General features: G+C 72.6%; 11 protein-coding genes and 1 riboswitch. Of the genes, 2 read left to right on the forward strand and 9 right to left on the reverse strand.

The features are described 5' to 3' along the window. Positions 1–94: 94 nt before the first annotated feature. Genes IE237_RS26555 through IE237_RS26570 form a run of 4 tightly spaced genes read right to left on the reverse strand, consistent with a single transcriptional unit; the run spans position 95 to position 5,792 of the window. Positions 95–745, reverse strand: coding sequence for a thymidine kinase (locus IE237_RS26555; RefSeq protein ID WP_189804642.1), 651 nt, complete (start codon positions 743–745; stop codon positions 95–97). Positions 746–788: 43 nt separating this feature from the next. Continuing rightward, the gene (locus IE237_RS26560) at positions 789–1,994 is read right to left on the reverse strand and encodes an alkaline phosphatase family protein (RefSeq protein ID WP_189804643.1); all 1,206 of its coding nucleotides are present in this window, start codon (positions 1,992–1,994) and stop codon (positions 789–791) included. Continuing rightward, positions 1,994–2,590: a DUF5998 family protein gene (locus IE237_RS26565; protein WP_189804644.1), complete on the reverse strand. Its 597-nt coding sequence runs from the start codon at positions 2,588–2,590 to the stop codon at positions 1,994–1,996. The genes IE237_RS26560 and IE237_RS26565 overlap by 1 nt, the downstream gene beginning before the upstream one ends. Positions 2,591–2,630: 40 nt before the next feature. Then, positions 2,631–5,792: a GNAT family N-acetyltransferase gene (locus tag IE237_RS26570; RefSeq protein ID WP_229842907.1), complete on the reverse strand. Its 3,162-nt coding sequence runs from the start codon at positions 5,790–5,792 to the stop codon at positions 2,631–2,633. A gap of 233 nt (positions 5,793–6,025) precedes the next feature. Here IE237_RS26570 and IE237_RS26575 point away from each other — a divergent pair, with 233 nt between their 5' ends. Beyond that, on the forward strand, positions 6,026–6,307 hold the full coding sequence (locus IE237_RS26575; RefSeq protein WP_015036698.1) for an HPr family phosphocarrier protein: 282 nt from the start codon (positions 6,026–6,028) through the stop codon (positions 6,305–6,307). A 168-nt stretch (positions 6,308–6,475) separates the two neighbouring features. On the opposite strand, the gene IE237_RS26580 is transcribed toward IE237_RS26575, so the two are convergent. The 4 genes from IE237_RS26580 to IE237_RS26595 all read right to left on the reverse strand — a co-directional run bounded on the left by IE237_RS26580 (position 6,476) and on the right by IE237_RS26595 (position 11,250). Beyond that, positions 6,476–7,159 (reverse strand): GntR family transcriptional regulator, encoded by a 684-nt coding sequence (locus IE237_RS26580; RefSeq protein WP_189804645.1) that lies wholly within the window; start codon positions 7,157–7,159, stop codon positions 6,476–6,478. A gap of 190 nt (positions 7,160–7,349) precedes the next feature. After that, complete coding sequence (locus tag IE237_RS26585; RefSeq protein WP_189804646.1) at positions 7,350–8,120, reverse strand: M23 family metallopeptidase; 771 nt, start codon at positions 8,118–8,120, stop codon at positions 7,350–7,352. Positions 8,121–8,132: 12 nt separating this feature from the next. Further along, a riboswitch (cyclic di-AMP (ydaO/yuaA leader) is annotated at positions 8,133–8,297 on the reverse strand. Positions 8,298–8,497: 200 nt separating this feature from the next. Next, entirely contained in the window at positions 8,498–9,895 is a 1,398-nt protein-coding gene (locus IE237_RS26590; protein ID WP_229842908.1) for a M16 family metallopeptidase, read from the reverse strand. After that, a complete protein-coding gene (locus tag IE237_RS26595) occupies positions 9,892–11,250 on the reverse strand; it encodes a M16 family metallopeptidase (RefSeq protein WP_189804647.1) in 1,359 nt (452 codons plus the stop codon). The genes IE237_RS26590 and IE237_RS26595 overlap by 4 nt, the downstream gene beginning before the upstream one ends. 181 nt (positions 11,251–11,431) lie before the next feature. On the opposite strand from IE237_RS26595, the gene IE237_RS26600 reads away from it, so the two are divergent. Next, on the forward strand, positions 11,432–13,891 hold the full coding sequence (locus IE237_RS26600) for a DNA gyrase/topoisomerase IV subunit A (protein WP_189804648.1): 2,460 nt from the start codon (positions 11,432–11,434) through the stop codon (positions 13,889–13,891). Here the strand turns inward: IE237_RS26600 and IE237_RS26605 are convergent. Further along, positions 13,888–14,940: a CobW family GTP-binding protein gene (locus IE237_RS26605; protein ID WP_189804649.1), complete on the reverse strand. Its 1,053-nt coding sequence runs from the start codon at positions 14,938–14,940 to the stop codon at positions 13,888–13,890. The two genes, IE237_RS26600 and IE237_RS26605, sit on opposite strands and share 4 nt — an antisense overlap. Positions 14,941–14,981: the final 41 nt, after the last annotated feature.

A 14,981-nucleotide genomic window follows, 5' to 3' on the forward strand; every position in this document is an offset into this window, starting at 1 on the left:
CCGTCAGGGGGTGGCTGGGCCCGTCATTCGGGCGTGGCTGAGCCTGGCGTCAGGCGTGGCTGGGCCCGTCATTCGGGCGTGGCTGAGCCTGACGTCAGGCGTGGCTGACGGGCAGGACGTCCGGGGAGAGGGCGCCCGCGCGGGCGGAGGCCGACGTCATGCGGCGACGGTGGTGACGGCGGCAGAGGACCTCGTAACCGATCTCCTCGGCCGGCCGGTTCACGTCCCCGACGACGACCTGCTCGCCCTCGACGACCATCTCGCCGCCGACCGTACGGGCGTTGTGCGTGGCGCGGGCGCCGCACCAGCACAGGGCCTCGACCTGGAGCTGCTCCAGCCGGTCCGCGAGTTCGATCAGCCGCTGCGAGCCGGGGAAGAGCTTCGTACGGAAGTCCGTCGTGATCCCGAAGGCGAAGACGTCCAGGCTGAGGTCGTCGACGATGCGGGCGAGCTGGTCGATCTGCTCCGGGGCGAGGAACTGCGCCTCGTCGACGATCACGTAGTCGGCCTTGCCGCCCTGGGAGAGCTGGGTGACGAGGTACGCGTAGAGGTCCATGTCCCGCGGTGCCTCGACCGCATCCGTCACCAGGCCGAGCCGGGAGGACAGCTTGCCCTCGCCCGCGCGGTCGTCACGGGTGAAGATCACGCCCTGAAGCCCTCGCGCGTCGCGGTTGTGGGCGATCTGGAGCGCCAGGGTGCTCTTCCCGCAGTCCATGGTTCCGGAGAAGAAGACCAGCTCGGGCATGACGGGACAGGGACCTTTCGGGGTCAGGGATCAGGATCGGGGATCAGGAGCGGACTTCGAGCAGCGGGACCAGCTGCTCCGCGGGGGTCATGGACCCGTGCATGCCGACCATCGCGGACTCGTGGGGCTCGTTGACCGAGGCGGTGATCGCCACGTCGTCGTGGGCCGCGGCGACGACGTCGCCGATCCGGCCGTACACCCGCTCGTCCACCTCGGCACCGAACCAGCCGAGGTCGATCGCCTCGTCGCGGCTCGCCACCCAGAACTGCTCGCCGACGACCTCGCGCCAGCAGGTGAGGACGTCCGCCTCGGCGCCGGGCACGGCGTAGATGTGGCGGGCGCGGCCCTCGCCGCCGAGGAGGGCGACGCCCGCGCGCAGCTCCCAGTCCTCGTCGAAGTCGATGCGGTGCTGCTCGTCGAAGGGGATGTCGACCATGCCGTGGTCGGCCGTGACGTACAGGGCCGCGCGGGGCGGCAGCTGTTCGGCGAGCCGCTGCACGAGCCGGTCGACGAACATCAGCTGACCGCGCCAGGCGTCGGAGTCGATGCCGAAGCGGTGACCGGCGCCGTCGAGCTCGCTGTAGTACGTGTAGACCAGCGACCGGTCGCCGCCGGCGAGCTGCTCGGCGGCGAAGTCCATGCGCTCCTCGCCGGAGAGCCGCCCGTGGAACGAGCCGCCGCTGAGCGCGACCTTGGTGAGCGGGGTCTGCTCGAAGATCGGGGAGGACACCTGGGCGGTGTGGACCCCGGCCTCGTGCGCCAGCTGGAACACGGTGGGGTACGGCTGCCAGACGTGCGGCGCCGTCCACGGCTTCCAGCGCAGCTGGTTCATCAGCTCGCCGGTCTCGGGGTTGCGCACGGTGTAGCCGGGCAGCCCGTGGGAGCCGGGGTGGCGGCCGGTGCCGACGGAGGCGAGCGAGGTCGCGGTGGTGGCGGGGAAGCCGGCGGTGACCGGGCGGCCCGTGCCGCCGCGCGAGGTGCCGAGGAGCGAGGTCAGGTACGGCGCCTCGTCCGGGTGGGCCTTGATCTGCTCCCAGCCGAGCCCGTCGATCAGGAAGACGCAGTTCCGGTCGGCCGGCGTCAGCTCCGCGATCCGCGCGTCGAAGCCGGGCACGCCCTGGCCCGCCACGAGCGTCGGCAGGAGGTCGCCGAGCGAGCCGGAGGCGTACTCGGGCACGGGCGCGGTCTCCGGGGCGAGCGGGACCGGGTCGTCGGGCCAGCCGTGGGTCACGGCGGTGGGCTGCACCATCAGCGCGTGGGCGCGGCGGTCGCCGCGATGGCTTCGGAGAGGGCCTGGGCGAAGGCGAGCGTCTGGCGGACGGTGTCCGGACCGTCGCCGGCCTCGCTCACCCGCAGGCTGAGGTCGTCGGCGGTGGCGTTGCCGGTGTAGCCGTGGTCGGCGTCGCAGTTGGCGTCGCCGCAGGCGGCGGGCTCCAGGTCGATGCGGGAGACGGCGCCCCAGCCGATGGTGAGGACCACTTCGCGGGGAAGCGTCCCCGGCGTGTACGACTCGGGGTTGGCGACCACGCGGCTGACGACCACCGACGAGATCCGGTCGAGCTTCACGGACTCGGTGGACGTCGTGGCGTACGGGGTCGGGGAGCTCGTGTCGGCGGCCTGCTCGTCGGTGTGGCTGACGATGAAGCGGTGCGGCGTCAGGACGAGGACGGTGACGTGGCGCCGGACCTCGTTCGCATCGAAGGTGGTCTCCTGGTGGACCACGTACGACGCGACGGCCTCGCCGCCGACGGCGGCCTCCACCGCCTCGGCCACGAGGGCCGGGTAGTAGCCGCTGCGCTCGATCGCCGCGCGCAGCCCCTGGGTCGTCGTACCGCTCTTTGCCATGGGCTCTATCCTACGGGGCCTGGGTGCCCCCTCAGGCCCGTCAGTAACGCGGCAGGCTCCGCGGCCCGAGGTCGGTGCGGGGCGGGGGCGGGGCGAGCCGGACGGTCGCGCCGAGCACGGAGAGCCCGCGCGGTGCCACGACCACGGGCTCCAAGGAGACGGCGACCACCTCGGGGTGGTCGTCGACGAGGCGGGAGACCCGCAGCAGGAGCTCCTCCAGGGCCGGGGTGTCGACGGGGGCGGAGCCCCGCCAGCCGAAGAGCAGCGGGGCGGTGCGCAGGGAGCGGATGAGCTCGGCGGCGTCCCGGTCCGTGGCCGGAACCAGCCGGTGGGCCGTGTCGCCGAGCAGTTCGGAGGCCGCGCCCGAGAGGCCGAAGGAGAGGACGGCGCCGACGGCCGTGTCGATCGCGGAGCGGACGACGGTGTCGACGCCCCGGGGGACCATCGCCTGGACGACCGGCTGGAGCTCCTCCGCCTTGCCGAGGACCTCGGTCAGCTCGGCGTACGCCGTGCGGAGCTGCTCCTCGGTGGCGAGGTCGAGCCGGACGCCGCCGAGGTCGGGGCGGTGGCGCAGATGGGGCGCGGTCGTCTTGAGCGCGACGGGGTAGCCGAGCCGGCCGGCGGCCGCGACGGCGGCGTCGGGCGTGGGCGCGGGGAGGGTCGGCAGGACGGTGATCCCGTACCGGGCGAGCAGCGCCCCGGCCTCCTCGGTGTCGAGGGTCACACCGCGGGTGTCCGCGCCGTCGCCGCCCAGGACCCCCTCGATGAGCGCGGCGGCGCCGGCCTCGTCGATGTCCTCGTACTCGGGCACCCGCCCGGGCTCGGCGGCCTGTCGCCGCCACTGCCCGTACCGCACGGCCTCGGCGAGGGCCCGCACGGCGCGCTCGGCGGCGGGGTAGGCGGGGATGGTGGCCGGCTGCGCGGGAAGGGCGGGCGGCTGTACGGATGTGGCGGCCGGCTGTACGGATGTGGCGGCCGGCTGTACGGGGGTGTTGCCTGGCTGTACGGGCGGGGTGGTGCCCGGCTGTACGGATGTGGCGGCCGGCTGTACCCGGGTGGTGCCTGGCTGTACGGGGGTCGTGGCCGGTTGAACGGCTGGCGCGGCCGGCTGTACGGGCGAGGTGCCCGCGGCCGGCCCCGCAGGGGGAACGGGGCGTGGCGCGCTCGCGGATCCGGCCGCGCCCCCCGGTCCGGCGGCGGGCCCCGCAGGAGCACCGGGTCCGGGCGGAGTCGCGCCGGAACGGTTCTCCGGGGTGACGGCACCGCGGTCCGCCCCGGCCGGCCGGGTGCTCGTCGCCACCGCGAGGGCCTCCGCGAGGCCGCCCATCTCGACGTGGACGACGACGACCGGCTTCGTCGGCGCGGGCGCGGAGGCGACGGCCTCGCGGAGGGCGGCCGCGAGCACCTCGCCGTCGCCGAACTCGGTGGCCCCGTCCTCGCCGACCCACGGGATCGCGTTGACGACGACCGCGTCGGAGGTCTCGTCCGCGAGCGCCGCCGCCAGCGCGTCCCGGAAGTCCGCCGGGACCGCCGCCGTCGTCAGGTCGAGCGGCCGCAGCGGGCGCAGCCCCTCGGTGAGGCAGGCGTCGTACGTGAGGAGGCCGAGCGACTCGGAGTTGCCAAGGATCGCGACCCGGGGTCCTGCGGGCAGCGGCTGGGCGGCGAGGAGCAGTCCGGCGTCGACGAGCTCGGTGACGGTGTCGACGCGGATCACCCCGGCCTGCCGGAGCAGCGCGGAGACCGTGGCGTGCGGGATGCGGGTGACCGGCACCCGGTGGCCGGGCGGGGCGCTGCCGCTGTGGCGGGCGCCCTTGACGACCACGACCGGCTTGACGGCGGCGGTGCGGCGGGCGAGCCGGGTGAACTTCCGGGGGTTGCCGATCGACTCCAGGTAGAGGAGGACGACGTCGGTGCCGGGGTCGTCGTACCAGTGCTGGAGGAAGTCGTTGCCGGAGACGTCGGCGCGGTTGCCGGCCGAGATGAAGGAGGAGAGGCCCGCGCCCCGCCGGTGCAGTCCGGCGAGCAGGGCGATGCCGATGGCGCCGGACTGGGTGAAGAGCCCGATCCGCCCGGCGGCCGGCATCTGCGGCGCGAGCGAGGCGTTGAGCCGGACGTCGTCGGCGGTGTTGATGATGCCGAAGGCGTTGGGGCCGATGATCCGCATGCCGTACGAGCGGGCCTGGCGTACGAGCTCGCGCTGGCGTTCGCGGCCCGCGGCACCGCTCTCGGCGTATCCGGCGGACAGCACGACGAGTCCGCGCACCCCGTGCTCGCCGCAGTCCGCGACGACCTCGGGCACCCGCTCGGCGGGGACGGCGACGACGGCCAGGTCCACGGGCTCGCCGATGGCGCCGACGGAGGGGTGGGCGGGGACGCCGTCGAGCTCCGTCTCCCCGGCGAGCGCGGCGTTCACCGCGTACACCCGTCCGGTGAAGCCGGCTCCGAGGAGGTTGCGGAGCACGGTCCGGCCGACGCCTCCCGGTGCGCGTCCGGCGCCGACGACCGCGACGGATCCGGGGGTGAGGAGCCGCTGCACGGAGCGCGCCTCGGCGCGCTGCTCCCGCGCGCGCTGGACGGCGAGGGAGCGGTCGGTGGGTTCGAGGTCCAGGTGGAGCCGGACGGAGCCGTCCTCGAAACTGCGCTTCTGGGTGTAGCCCGCGTCGGTGAAGACCTTGATCATCTTCGTGTTGGCGGGAAGCACCTCGGCGGCGAAGCGCCGGATGTCCCGCTCGCGCGCGACCGCGGCGATGTGTTCGAGGAGGGCGGAGGCGACGCCCCGCCCCTGGTGCGCGTCCTGGACGAGGAAGGCGACCTCGGCCTCGTCGGCCGGGAACGAGGCGGGCAGCCCCTGGTCGTTGATGCGGTCGTAGCGCACGGTGGCGATGAACTCGCCGCCGACGGTCGCCGCCAGCCCGACCCGGTCCACGAAGTCGTGGTGGGTGAAGCGGTGGACGTCCTTGGCGGACAGGCGCGGGTAGGGGGCGAAGAAGCGGTAGTACTTCGACTCGTCCGAGACCTGCTCGTAGAAGCTGACGAGCCGGTCGGCGTCGTCGGCGGTGATGGGCCTGATGCGCGCGGTGCCGCCGTCGCGGAGCACCACGTCCGCCTCCCAGTGATCGGGATAGGCGTGCTCCGGTGGCGCCGGCCGCGCCGGTGAGGCCGGTGCTTCCGCCGCTTCCGAGTGCTCCGACGCGCTCTGCATGGGCTCAGCCTAGGGGGTGTCCTGTCGACGAGCCCGGCCTGATCCGCAAGACGCCCCCGACGGCCGCGACACGACTGCGGCACCGGTCGCGCGGCAGGTGTGCGCGATGCAAGGTGTTGCAAGGTAGGGAGGGCCGAAGGGCGGTCCGATCCGGGCCGAAGGTCGGCGCGAGCACCGCGCAACCCGTGAGAGACTGGTCTAGACAACCCGCTTGAGACTTGAAGGGCAACACCATGGCTGAGCGCCGCGTCAACGTCGGCTGGGCCGAGGGCCTGCACGCCCGCCCCGCGTCCATCTTCGTCCGTGCCGCCACGGCTTCCGGCGTGCCGGTGACGATCGCCAAGTCCGACGGCACGCCCGTGAACGCCGCCTCCATGCTCGCGGTGCTCGGCCTGGGCGCGCAGGGCGGCGAGGAGATCGTTCTCGCCTCGGAGGCCGACGGCGCCGAGGCCGCGCTCGACCGCCTGGCGAAGCTCGTCGCCGAGGGCCTGGACGAGCTGCCCGAGACCGTCTGATCCGGTCCCCCGCACGACGAATGGCCCGGCCGCCGGAATTCCGGCGGCCGGGCCATTCGCTTTTCCCGAGCCCCTGCCCCCGCTCAGCGCGAAAAGGATTTCGGGCAGCACGAAAAACCCGGAGCGAATGCCGGGTCGAATACGTGTTCTTTGTATACGGTGTGCGCGTTAATTCCGGGCACTCGCCGTGTTGACGGCATGTTGCGAAACCCTCACACGGCCGCGCTCCGGCCTTTTCAGCCGGTGCAGCGACAGCGAGCGCTCCGCGTGCAGCGCGGTCAGCGCCCTCGCCCGCTCGGCGTCGCCGCGCGCCACGGCGTCCACGATCGCGCCGTGCTCCGCCCAGGCCTCCACCGGCTGGGCGGGCTGGTCCACCACGTGCGTCCAGGCGATCTTGTGCCGCAGCTGGGTGAGCAGCGCCGTCAGGGCCGGGCTCCCGGAGGCCTGCGCGAGCGTCTCGTGGAACCAGCCGCCGAGCGAGCGCAGGTCCTCGCCCTGGCCGCGCCTGGCCCGCTCCTGGCCCAGCCTGACCAGGCCGCGCAGCACCTTGAGGTGGGCCTCGGTGCGCCGCTGCGCGGCCCGGGCCGCCCCCAGCGGTTCGAGCAGCGCCCGCATGTCGAGCAGATCGGCCGCCTCCTGCTCGGTCGGCTCGGCGACATGGGCGCCCGCGTGGCGCCGGGTGACGACGAAGCCCTCGGACTCCAGGGTGCGCAGCGCCTCGCGGACCGGGACGCGGGAGACCCCGTACCGGCGGGCGAGCTGCTCCTCGGTCAGCCGACCGCCCCGCTCGAACACGCCGGAGACGATGTCGTCCCGGATCGCCGTGCATACCGAGTGCGCGGGAATGCGCATGTCCGACCTCCGCTTTGGTCCGCGCGAGTCAATTCGAGCGGCGCCTGTTCTGCGCCCGGTCTGCGACTCTATTGCAGCACGCCGGAATTTCCGATGCCCCAGCGGAATCCATGGCTGTCTTTTGGTCAGCGAAAAGCCCCGGCTCAGCACGAGCCGGGGCTTTTGCGACGCGGTGCGCGGCGGGTCCGGGTCAGACGTTGACGCCGCGGGCGCGGAGGTACGCGACCGGGTTGATGTCCGAGCCGTACTCGGGGCTCGTGCGCGCCTCGAAGTGGAGGTGCGGGCCGGTGGAGTTGCCGGAGGAGCCCGAGACGCCGATCTGCTGGCCCGGCTCGACGGTCTGGCCGACGTAGACACCGATGGAGGAGAGGTGCCCGTACTGGGTGTACGTGCCGTCGTTCATCCGGATGACGATGTTGTTGCCGTACGCACCGCCCCAGCCGGCCTCGACGACGGTGCCGGAGCCGACGGAGACGACCCGGGAGCCGTAGGCGGCGTGGAAGTCGACGCCGGAGTGGCTGCCGGAGGACCAGAGCGAGCCGCCGGTCTTGTAGCCGGTGGAGACGTACGAGCCGGCCACGGGGAGCTGGAAGGAGGCCAGGCGGCGGCGCTCGGCCTCGCGGGCGGCGCGCTCGCGCTCCAGGCGGATCTCCTTGGCGCGGGCCTCGGCCTTGCGCTTCGCCTCGGCCTTGGCCTTCGCCTTGGCGATGGCCTCGACGGCCTCCTGCTCCTGGGCGGCGGCCTGGGCGTTGATCTTGTCCACGAGGGAGTCCTCGGCGATCACCTGGGTGAGGCCGGTGTCCTCGAGGGAGCGGTTGTCCGTGTCGGCGGCGAGCGCCGGGGAGGCCAGGGTTCCGATGACGCCGGCGCCGGCGAGCGTCGCCACGCCGGCGATGCCCACGCCGCGGCGCGCCATCCGGCTCGGACCACGATGCTTCCCGGTGGCACGGGTGAACGCCATGTAGGGGCTGATCCTTTCCTTCCTTCTCGCCTACCGGGTTAGCTGACGGGTTCGGAGCAGGAAGGTCTCCTACGGGCCCCTCCGTCGAGACGAAGGCGTCCGATTCACCCCAGGGACTACGTGTGGGTCCCCGGCTCCCCAGGCTCGCGCCTGACGGGGACTCGGCGATGACTGTCCGATGCCGCGGCTGCGGCACGTGCAACTGACGAACAGCCGCCCCGACGCTATGCGGATCGTCTTTCAATCACCAACCAGACGCGTCTTTTGTAAGACATGCCACAGGGCAAACGATCACCCTTGACCGCAATCCGGACAAAGCGGAGGACCCCGACGGACGATGCCGTCGGGGTCCTCCCGTTGTCGCGTCGTGGCCGGAATCAGCCGGTCACGACGGTCACTTCACCGATGCCGAGCGCACGCACCGGCTCCGCGATCTGCGCCGCGTCACCCACCAGCACGGTGACGAGCCGGTCCACCGGGAAGGCGCTGACCACGGCGGCCGTCGCCTCCACGGTCCCGGTCTCGGCCAGGCGCGCGTACAACTCGGCCTGGAAGTCGTCCGGGAGGTGCTGCTCCACCTGGTCGGCGAGCGTCCCGGCGACGGAGGCGGCCGTCTCGTACTTGAGGGGCGCCACCCCCACCAGGTTCTGCACGGCCGTCTCGCGCTCGGCGTCCGTGAGGCCCTCCGCGGCGAGGGTGCGCAGCACCTTCCACAGGTCCTCAAGTGCCGGGCCCGTGTTCGGGGTGTCGACGGATCCGCTGATGGCGAGCATCGAAGCGCCGTTGCCCCCGGCGTCCGAGCGAAGCACCTGGCCGAAGGCCCGCACGCCGTACGTGTAGCCCTTCTCCTCGCGCAGGACCCGGTCCAGACGCGAGGTCAGGGTGCCGCCCAGGCAGTACGTGCCGAGGACCTGGGCCGGCCAGACACGGTCGTGCCGGTCGGGGCCGATCCGGCCGATCAGCAGCTGCGTCTGAACGGCCCCGGGACGGTCCACGATGACGACCCGTCCGGTGTCGTCGGCGGTGATCGGAGGCATCGGGAGCGGCTCGGCCGGCTCACCGGTCCAGGCGCCCAGCGTCTCGGCCAGGACCTTGTCGAGGTCGACACCGGTGAGGTCGCCGACGACCACGGCGGTGCCCGTGCCGGGCCGGACGTGCGCCTCGTAGAAGGCGCGGACGGCGGCGGCGTCGATCGCGGCGACGGTCTCCTCGGTGCCCTGGCGCGGCCGGGACATCCGGGACTCGGCCGGGAAGAGCTCCTTGGAGAGCTGCTTGGCGGCGCGGCGGGCCGGGTTCGCCGTCTCGTGCGGGATCTCGTCGAGACGGTTCCGCACCAGGCGCTCGACCTCGGTGTCCAGGAACGCCGGGGCGATCAGGGCCTCGGAGAGCAGGCCGAGCGCCTTGGGCAGCCGGGAGACCGGGACCTCCAGGGAGACCCGTACGCCGGGGTGGTCGGCGTGCGCGTCGAGCGTGGCGCCGCAGCGCTCCAGCTCGGCCGCGAACTCCTCGGCGCTGTGCTGGTCGGTGCCCTCGGAGAGCGCGCGGGCCATGATCGTGGCGACGCCGTCGAGACCGGCGGGCTCCGCGTCCAGCGGGGCGGGCAGGAAGATCTCCACGGCGACGACCTGCTGGCCGGGGCGGTGGCTGGTGAGCACGGTCAGACCGTTGTCCAGCTTCCCGCGGTCCGGCTCCGGGAAGGCCCACGGCTTCGCGGTGCCCGGCTGGGGCTGCGGGTGGAAGTCCATGCTCGTCAAGGACACGGCGGCGTCGGTCACTGGTCCGCTCCCTCTTCGTCGTCATCGCCGTCGGCGTGGTCGCTCTGCTCGGTCGCCAGGGGCTCGTAGACGAGCACCGCGCGGTTGTCGGGGCGCAGCTTGGCCGCGGCGACCGCCTGCACCTCCTCGGCGGTGATGTCCAGGACGCGGTCGACCGCGGTCAGGGCGAGCTGCGGGTCGCCGAACAGCACGGCGAACCGGCACAGTTCGTCCGCGCGGCCCGCGACGGTCCCGAGCCGGTCCAGCCACTCGCGCTCCAACTGGGCCTGCGCGCGCTCCATCTCCTCGGGCGTGGGGCCCTCGGCGGCGAACCGGGCGAGCTCCTCGTCGACGGCCGTCTCGATCTGCGGGACCTCGACCCCTCCGGAGGTCTTGACGTCCAGCCAGCCCAGCGAGGGCGCCCCGGCGAGCCGCAGCAGGCCGAAGCCGGCGGCGACGGCCGTGCGGTCGCGGCGGACCAGGCGGTTGTGCAGGCGGGAGGACTCCCCGCCGCCCAGGACCGTCAGGGCCAGGTCGGCGGCGTCGCACTCGCGCGTGCCGTCGTGCGGCAGCCGGTAGGCGGCCATCAGCGCGCGCGCCGGAACCTCCTCCTCGACGACCTCGCGCAGCTGCTCGCCGATGACCTCCGGCAGCTCGCCGGAGCGCGGCTCGGGCTTGCCGTCGTGGCCGGGGATGGAGCCGAAGTACTTCTCGACCCAGGCGAGCGTCTGCGCCGGGTCGATGTCGCCGACCACGGACAGCACGGCGTTGTTCGGGGCGTAGTACGTGCGGAAGAAGTTCCGCGCGTCCTCCAGGGTGGCCGCGTCCAGGTCGGCCATGGAGCCGATCGGCGTGTGGTGGTACGGGTGGCCCTCCGGGTAGGCCAGGGCGGTCAGCCTCTCGAAGGCCGTGCCGTACGGCACGTTGTCGTAGCGCTGGCGGCGCTCGTTCTTGACGACGTCCCGCTGGTTCTCCATGGACTCGTCGTCCAGGGCGGCGAGCAGCGAGCCCATCCGGTCGGCCTCCAGCCAGAGCGCGAGCTCCAGCTGATGCGTCGGCATGGTCTCGAAGTAGTTGGTGCGCTCGAAGCTCGTCGTGCCGTTGAGCGAGCCTCCGGCGCCCTGGACCAGCTCGAAGTGGCCGTTCCCGTGCACCTGCTTCGAACCCTGGAACATCAGGTGCTCGAAGAGGTGGGCGAGGCCCGTGCGGCCCTTGACCTCGTGACGCGAGCCGACGTCGTACCAGAGGCAGACCGCGGCGACCGGGGTCAGGTGGTCCTCGGAGAGCACCACGCGCAGGCCGTTCGCCAACCGGTGCTCGGTCGCTGTCAGGCCGCCGGAGCCGGCCTCGGCCGTGGCCGTGTGACCCATGGGCATGTACGTCCCTTCGATCGCGATGTGAAAAAGTCCTGCCACTGTATGCAAGCGCGCCGACACCTGGCGAAGTTCCCGAGCCTTCGTGATGTCCCTCTTCCGGGTCGCGGTCGGCGTTGTCGGTGGCACGGTCCACAATGGTCCGCGTCAGATCAACCTTGTTGGTGAAGGAGCCGCAGCCGCGATGGCCCGCCGCAGCACGAAGACACCGCCGCCGGACGACGCGTACGAGGAGAGGATCCTCGACATCGACGTGGTCGACGAGATGCAGGGCTCCTTCCTCGAGTACGCGTACTCGGTGATCTACTCGCGCGCCCTCCCCGACGCCCGCGACGGCATGAAGCCCGTACAGCGCCGCATCGTGTTCCAGATGGGCGAGATGGGGCTGCGCCCCGAGCGCGGCTTCGTCAAGTGCGCCCGTGTCGTCGGCGAGGTGATGGGCAAGCTCCACCCGCACGGCGACGCGTCGATCTACGACGCGATGGTCCGCATGGCACAGCCCTTCTCCATGCGCCTCCCCCTCGTCGACGGCCACGGCAACTTCGGCTCCCTGGGCAACGACGACCCGCCGGCCGCCATGCGGTACACGGAGTCGCGGATGGCCCCGGCCGCGCTGCTCATGACCGAGTCCATCGACGAGGACACGGTCGACTTCGCGCCGAACTACGACGGCCAGGAGCGGGAGCCCGTCGCTCTCCCCGCCGCCTATCCGAACCTGCTGGTCAACGGCGCGTCCGGAATCGCGGTCGGCATGGCGACGAACATGCCCCCGCACAACCTCGGCGAGGTCATCGCGGCCGCCCGCCACCTGATCCGCCACCCGAACGCCGACCTCGAGACGCTGATGCGCTTCGTGCCCGGCCCCGACCTGCCGACCGGCGGCCGGATCGTCGGCCTCTCCGGCATCAAGGACGCGTACGAGTCGGGCCGCGGCTCCTTCAAGATCCGCGCCACCACGGCCGTGGAGACCGTGACGGCCCGCCGCAAGGGCATCGTCGTGACCGAGCTGCCCTTCACGGTCGGCCCCGAGAAGGTCATCTCCAAGATCAAGGACCTGGTCGGCTCCAAGAAGCTCCAGGGCATCGCGGACGTCAAGGACCTCACCGACCGCAGTCACGGACTGCGCCTGGTCATCGAGATCAAGAACGGCTTCGTGCCCGAGGCGGTCCTGGAGCAGCTCTACAAGCTGACGCCGATGGAGGAGTCCTTCGGCATCAACAACGTGGCGCTGGTCGACGGCCAGCCGCTCACCCTCGGCCTCAAGGAGCTCCTGGAGGTCTACCTGGACCACCGCTTCGAGGTGGTCCGGCGCCGCTCCGAGTTCCGTCGCACCAAGAAGCGCGACCGGCTCCACCTGGTCGAGGGGCTCCTGGTCGCGCTCCTCGACATCGACGAGGTCATCCGGCTCATCCGGGAGAGCGAGAACTCCGCCCAGGCCAAGGAGCGCCTGATGGAGCGCTTCTCGCTGAGCGAGATCCAGACGCAGTACATCCTGGACACCCCGCTGCGCCGCCTCACCAAGTTCGACCGCCTTGAACTGGAGACCGAGCGCGACCGCCTCAACGGCGAGATCGACGAGCTGACCGGGATCCTCGACTCCGACGCGGAGCTGCGCAAGCTGGTCTCGGCGGAACTGGCCGCGGTCGCCAAGAAGTTCGCCACGGACCGGCGGACGGTCCTTCTCGAATCGGCGGGCGCGCCCGTCGCCGCCGTCTCCCTGGAGGTCGCGGACGACCCGTGCCGGGTGCTGCTCTCCTCGACCGGTCTCCTCGCCCGTACGGCGACGGCGGAGCTGCCCGAGGCCGACCCGGACGCGGCGCGCGTGAAGCACGACCTGATCGTGTCGGCGGTGGCGGCCACCCAGCGCGGTGACGTCGGCGCCGTGACCTCGGCCGGCCGGCTGCTGCGGCTCGCGGTCATCGACCTGCCGCAGCTGCCGGACACCGCGAGCGCCCCCAACCTGGCGGGCGGCGCGCCGCTGTCGGAGTTCCTCTCCCTGGAGGCGGACGAGACGGTGGTCTGCCTGACCACGCTCGACGAGTCCTCGCCGGGCCTCGCCCTCGGCACGCTGCAGGGCGTGGTGAAGCGCGTGGTGCCGGACTATCCGGCGAACAAGGACGAGCTGGAGGTCATCACCCTCAAGGACGGTGACCGGATCGTCGGCGCGACGGAGCTGCGGACGGGCGAGGAGGACCTGGTCTTCATCACCTCCGACGCCCAGCTCCTGCGCTACCAGGCCTCGCAGGTGCGGCCCCAGGGCCGCCCGGCGGGCGGCATGGCCGGCATCAAGCTCACCGCGGGCGCCGAGGTGCTCTCGTTCACGGCCGTGGACCCGGCCTCGGACGCCGTCGTCTTCACCGTCGCGGGCTCCACGGGCACCCTGGACTCCTCGACGGGCACGTCGGCGAAGCTGACCCCCTTCGACCAGTACCCGCGCAAGGGCCGCGCGACCGGTGGTGTCCGCTGCCAGCGCTTCCTGAAGGGCGAGGACGTCCTGATCCTGGCCTGGGCGGGAGCCACCCCGGCCCGCGCCGCCCAGAAGACCGGTGCTCCGGTCCCGCTCCCGGACCCCGACCCCCGCCGCGACGGCTCGGGCACTCCCCTCCCGAAGCCCGTCGACGTGGTGGCGAGCCCGGCGAGCTAGGGCCTGTCAGGCTCCTCCTCCGTCTGCTGCACGTACCGCAGGACGCCCCACATGCTGTGTTCGTCGGGGGCGTCCTGCGGGCCGTTCAGCTCGCAGGAGGCGAGTTCCTTGCGCAGAGCGGCCGCGTCGGTGCCGGAGCCGATCAGGACGAGCTGGGTGAGGCGTTCCTCGCCGGCGGGCCAGGGCTCGGGGTAGAAGCGCAGGAAGCGGCCGACCGCGTGCACGGCGTAGCGGTTGGCCGGGTCGGCGGGGCCGAGGTCGACGAAGCCCTTGATCCGGTAGAGCCCCTCGGGGCGCGAGTCGAGGAAGGCCATCAGCCGGCGCGGGTGCAGCGGCGTCGAGGCCGTCACGGAGAGGCTCTCGTAGGCCGCGTGCGGATGGGCGTGGCCGTCGTCCTCGGAGCCGTACAGGATGTCCTCGATCGACATCTGGCCCTCGATCTCGCCCTCCGGCACGACCCGGTCGAAGAGCAGCTCAGGATCGACGCGCCCGTGGGAGGCCTCGACCACGGCGGCGCGCCCCGCGAGCCCCGCCACCGTCTCCCGTACGGTGCGCAGCTCGTCCGCGGCCACCCGGTCTGCCTTGTTGACCACGACGAGGTCGGCGAGGGCGAGGTGCCGGTCGGTCCCGGGGTGCCGCTGCCGGGTGGCCGCGAACTCGGCGGCGTCGACGACCTGCACGAGCCCTCCGTACACGACCCGCTCGTTCTCGCTGGCGAGCACCATGCGGACCAGTTCCTCCGGCTCCGCGAGTCCGCTCGCCTCGATCACGATCACGTCGAGCCGGGACTCGGGCCGGGTCAGGACCTCCAGGTACTCGTCGAGCTCCCCGGCGTCGACGGCGCAGCACAGGCAGCCGTTGCCGAGGGAGACGGTGGAGCCGACCTGGCCGGCGACGGTCATCGCGTCGATGCCGATGTCTCCGAAGTCGTTGACCATGACTCCGATACGGGTGCCCCGGGCGCTGCGCAGCAGATGGTTGAGGAGCGTGGTCTTCCCGGCCCCGAGAAACCCGGCCAGGACGACGACGGGGATCTGCTGCGTGGTCAAGGGACGTGCCTCCGGTTCCTCGGGTCCCACGGCCGTGGGAA

It is taken from the genome of Streptomyces tanashiensis, assembly GCF_014648895.1.
GTDB classification, from domain to species: Bacteria; Actinomycetota; Actinomycetes; order Streptomycetales; family Streptomycetaceae; genus Streptomyces; species Streptomyces tanashiensis.

What these genes read in the sequence shown, in the direction of transcription:
- IE237_RS26555 (WP_189804642.1), bottom strand. Translation starts at nt 745, where the DNA reads ATGCCCGAGCTGGTCTTCTTCTCCGGAACCATGGACTGCGGGAAGAGC.
- IE237_RS26560 (WP_189804643.1), bottom strand. Translation starts at nt 1,994, where the DNA reads ATGGTGCAGCCCACCGCCGTGACCCACGGCTGGCCCGACGACCCGGTC.
- IE237_RS26565 (WP_189804644.1), bottom strand. Translation starts at nt 2,590, where the DNA reads ATGGCAAAGAGCGGTACGACGACCCAGGGGCTGCGCGCGGCGATCGAG.
- IE237_RS26570 (WP_229842907.1), bottom strand. Translation starts at nt 5,792, where the DNA reads ATGCAGAGCGCGTCGGAGCACTCGGAAGCGGCGGAAGCACCGGCCTCA.
- IE237_RS26575 (WP_015036698.1), top strand. Translation starts at nt 6,026, where the DNA reads ATGGCTGAGCGCCGCGTCAACGTCGGCTGGGCCGAGGGCCTGCACGCC.
- IE237_RS26580 (WP_189804645.1), bottom strand. Translation starts at nt 7,159, where the DNA reads ATGCGCATTCCCGCGCACTCGGTATGCACGGCGATCCGGGACGACATC.
- IE237_RS26585 (WP_189804646.1), bottom strand. Translation starts at nt 8,120, where the DNA reads ATGGCGTTCACCCGTGCCACCGGGAAGCATCGTGGTCCGAGCCGGATG.
- IE237_RS26595 (WP_189804647.1), bottom strand. Translation starts at nt 11,250, where the DNA reads ATGCCCATGGGTCACACGGCCACGGCCGAGGCCGGCTCCGGCGGCCTG.
- IE237_RS26600 (WP_189804648.1), top strand. Translation starts at nt 11,432, where the DNA reads ATGGCCCGCCGCAGCACGAAGACACCGCCGCCGGACGACGCGTACGAG.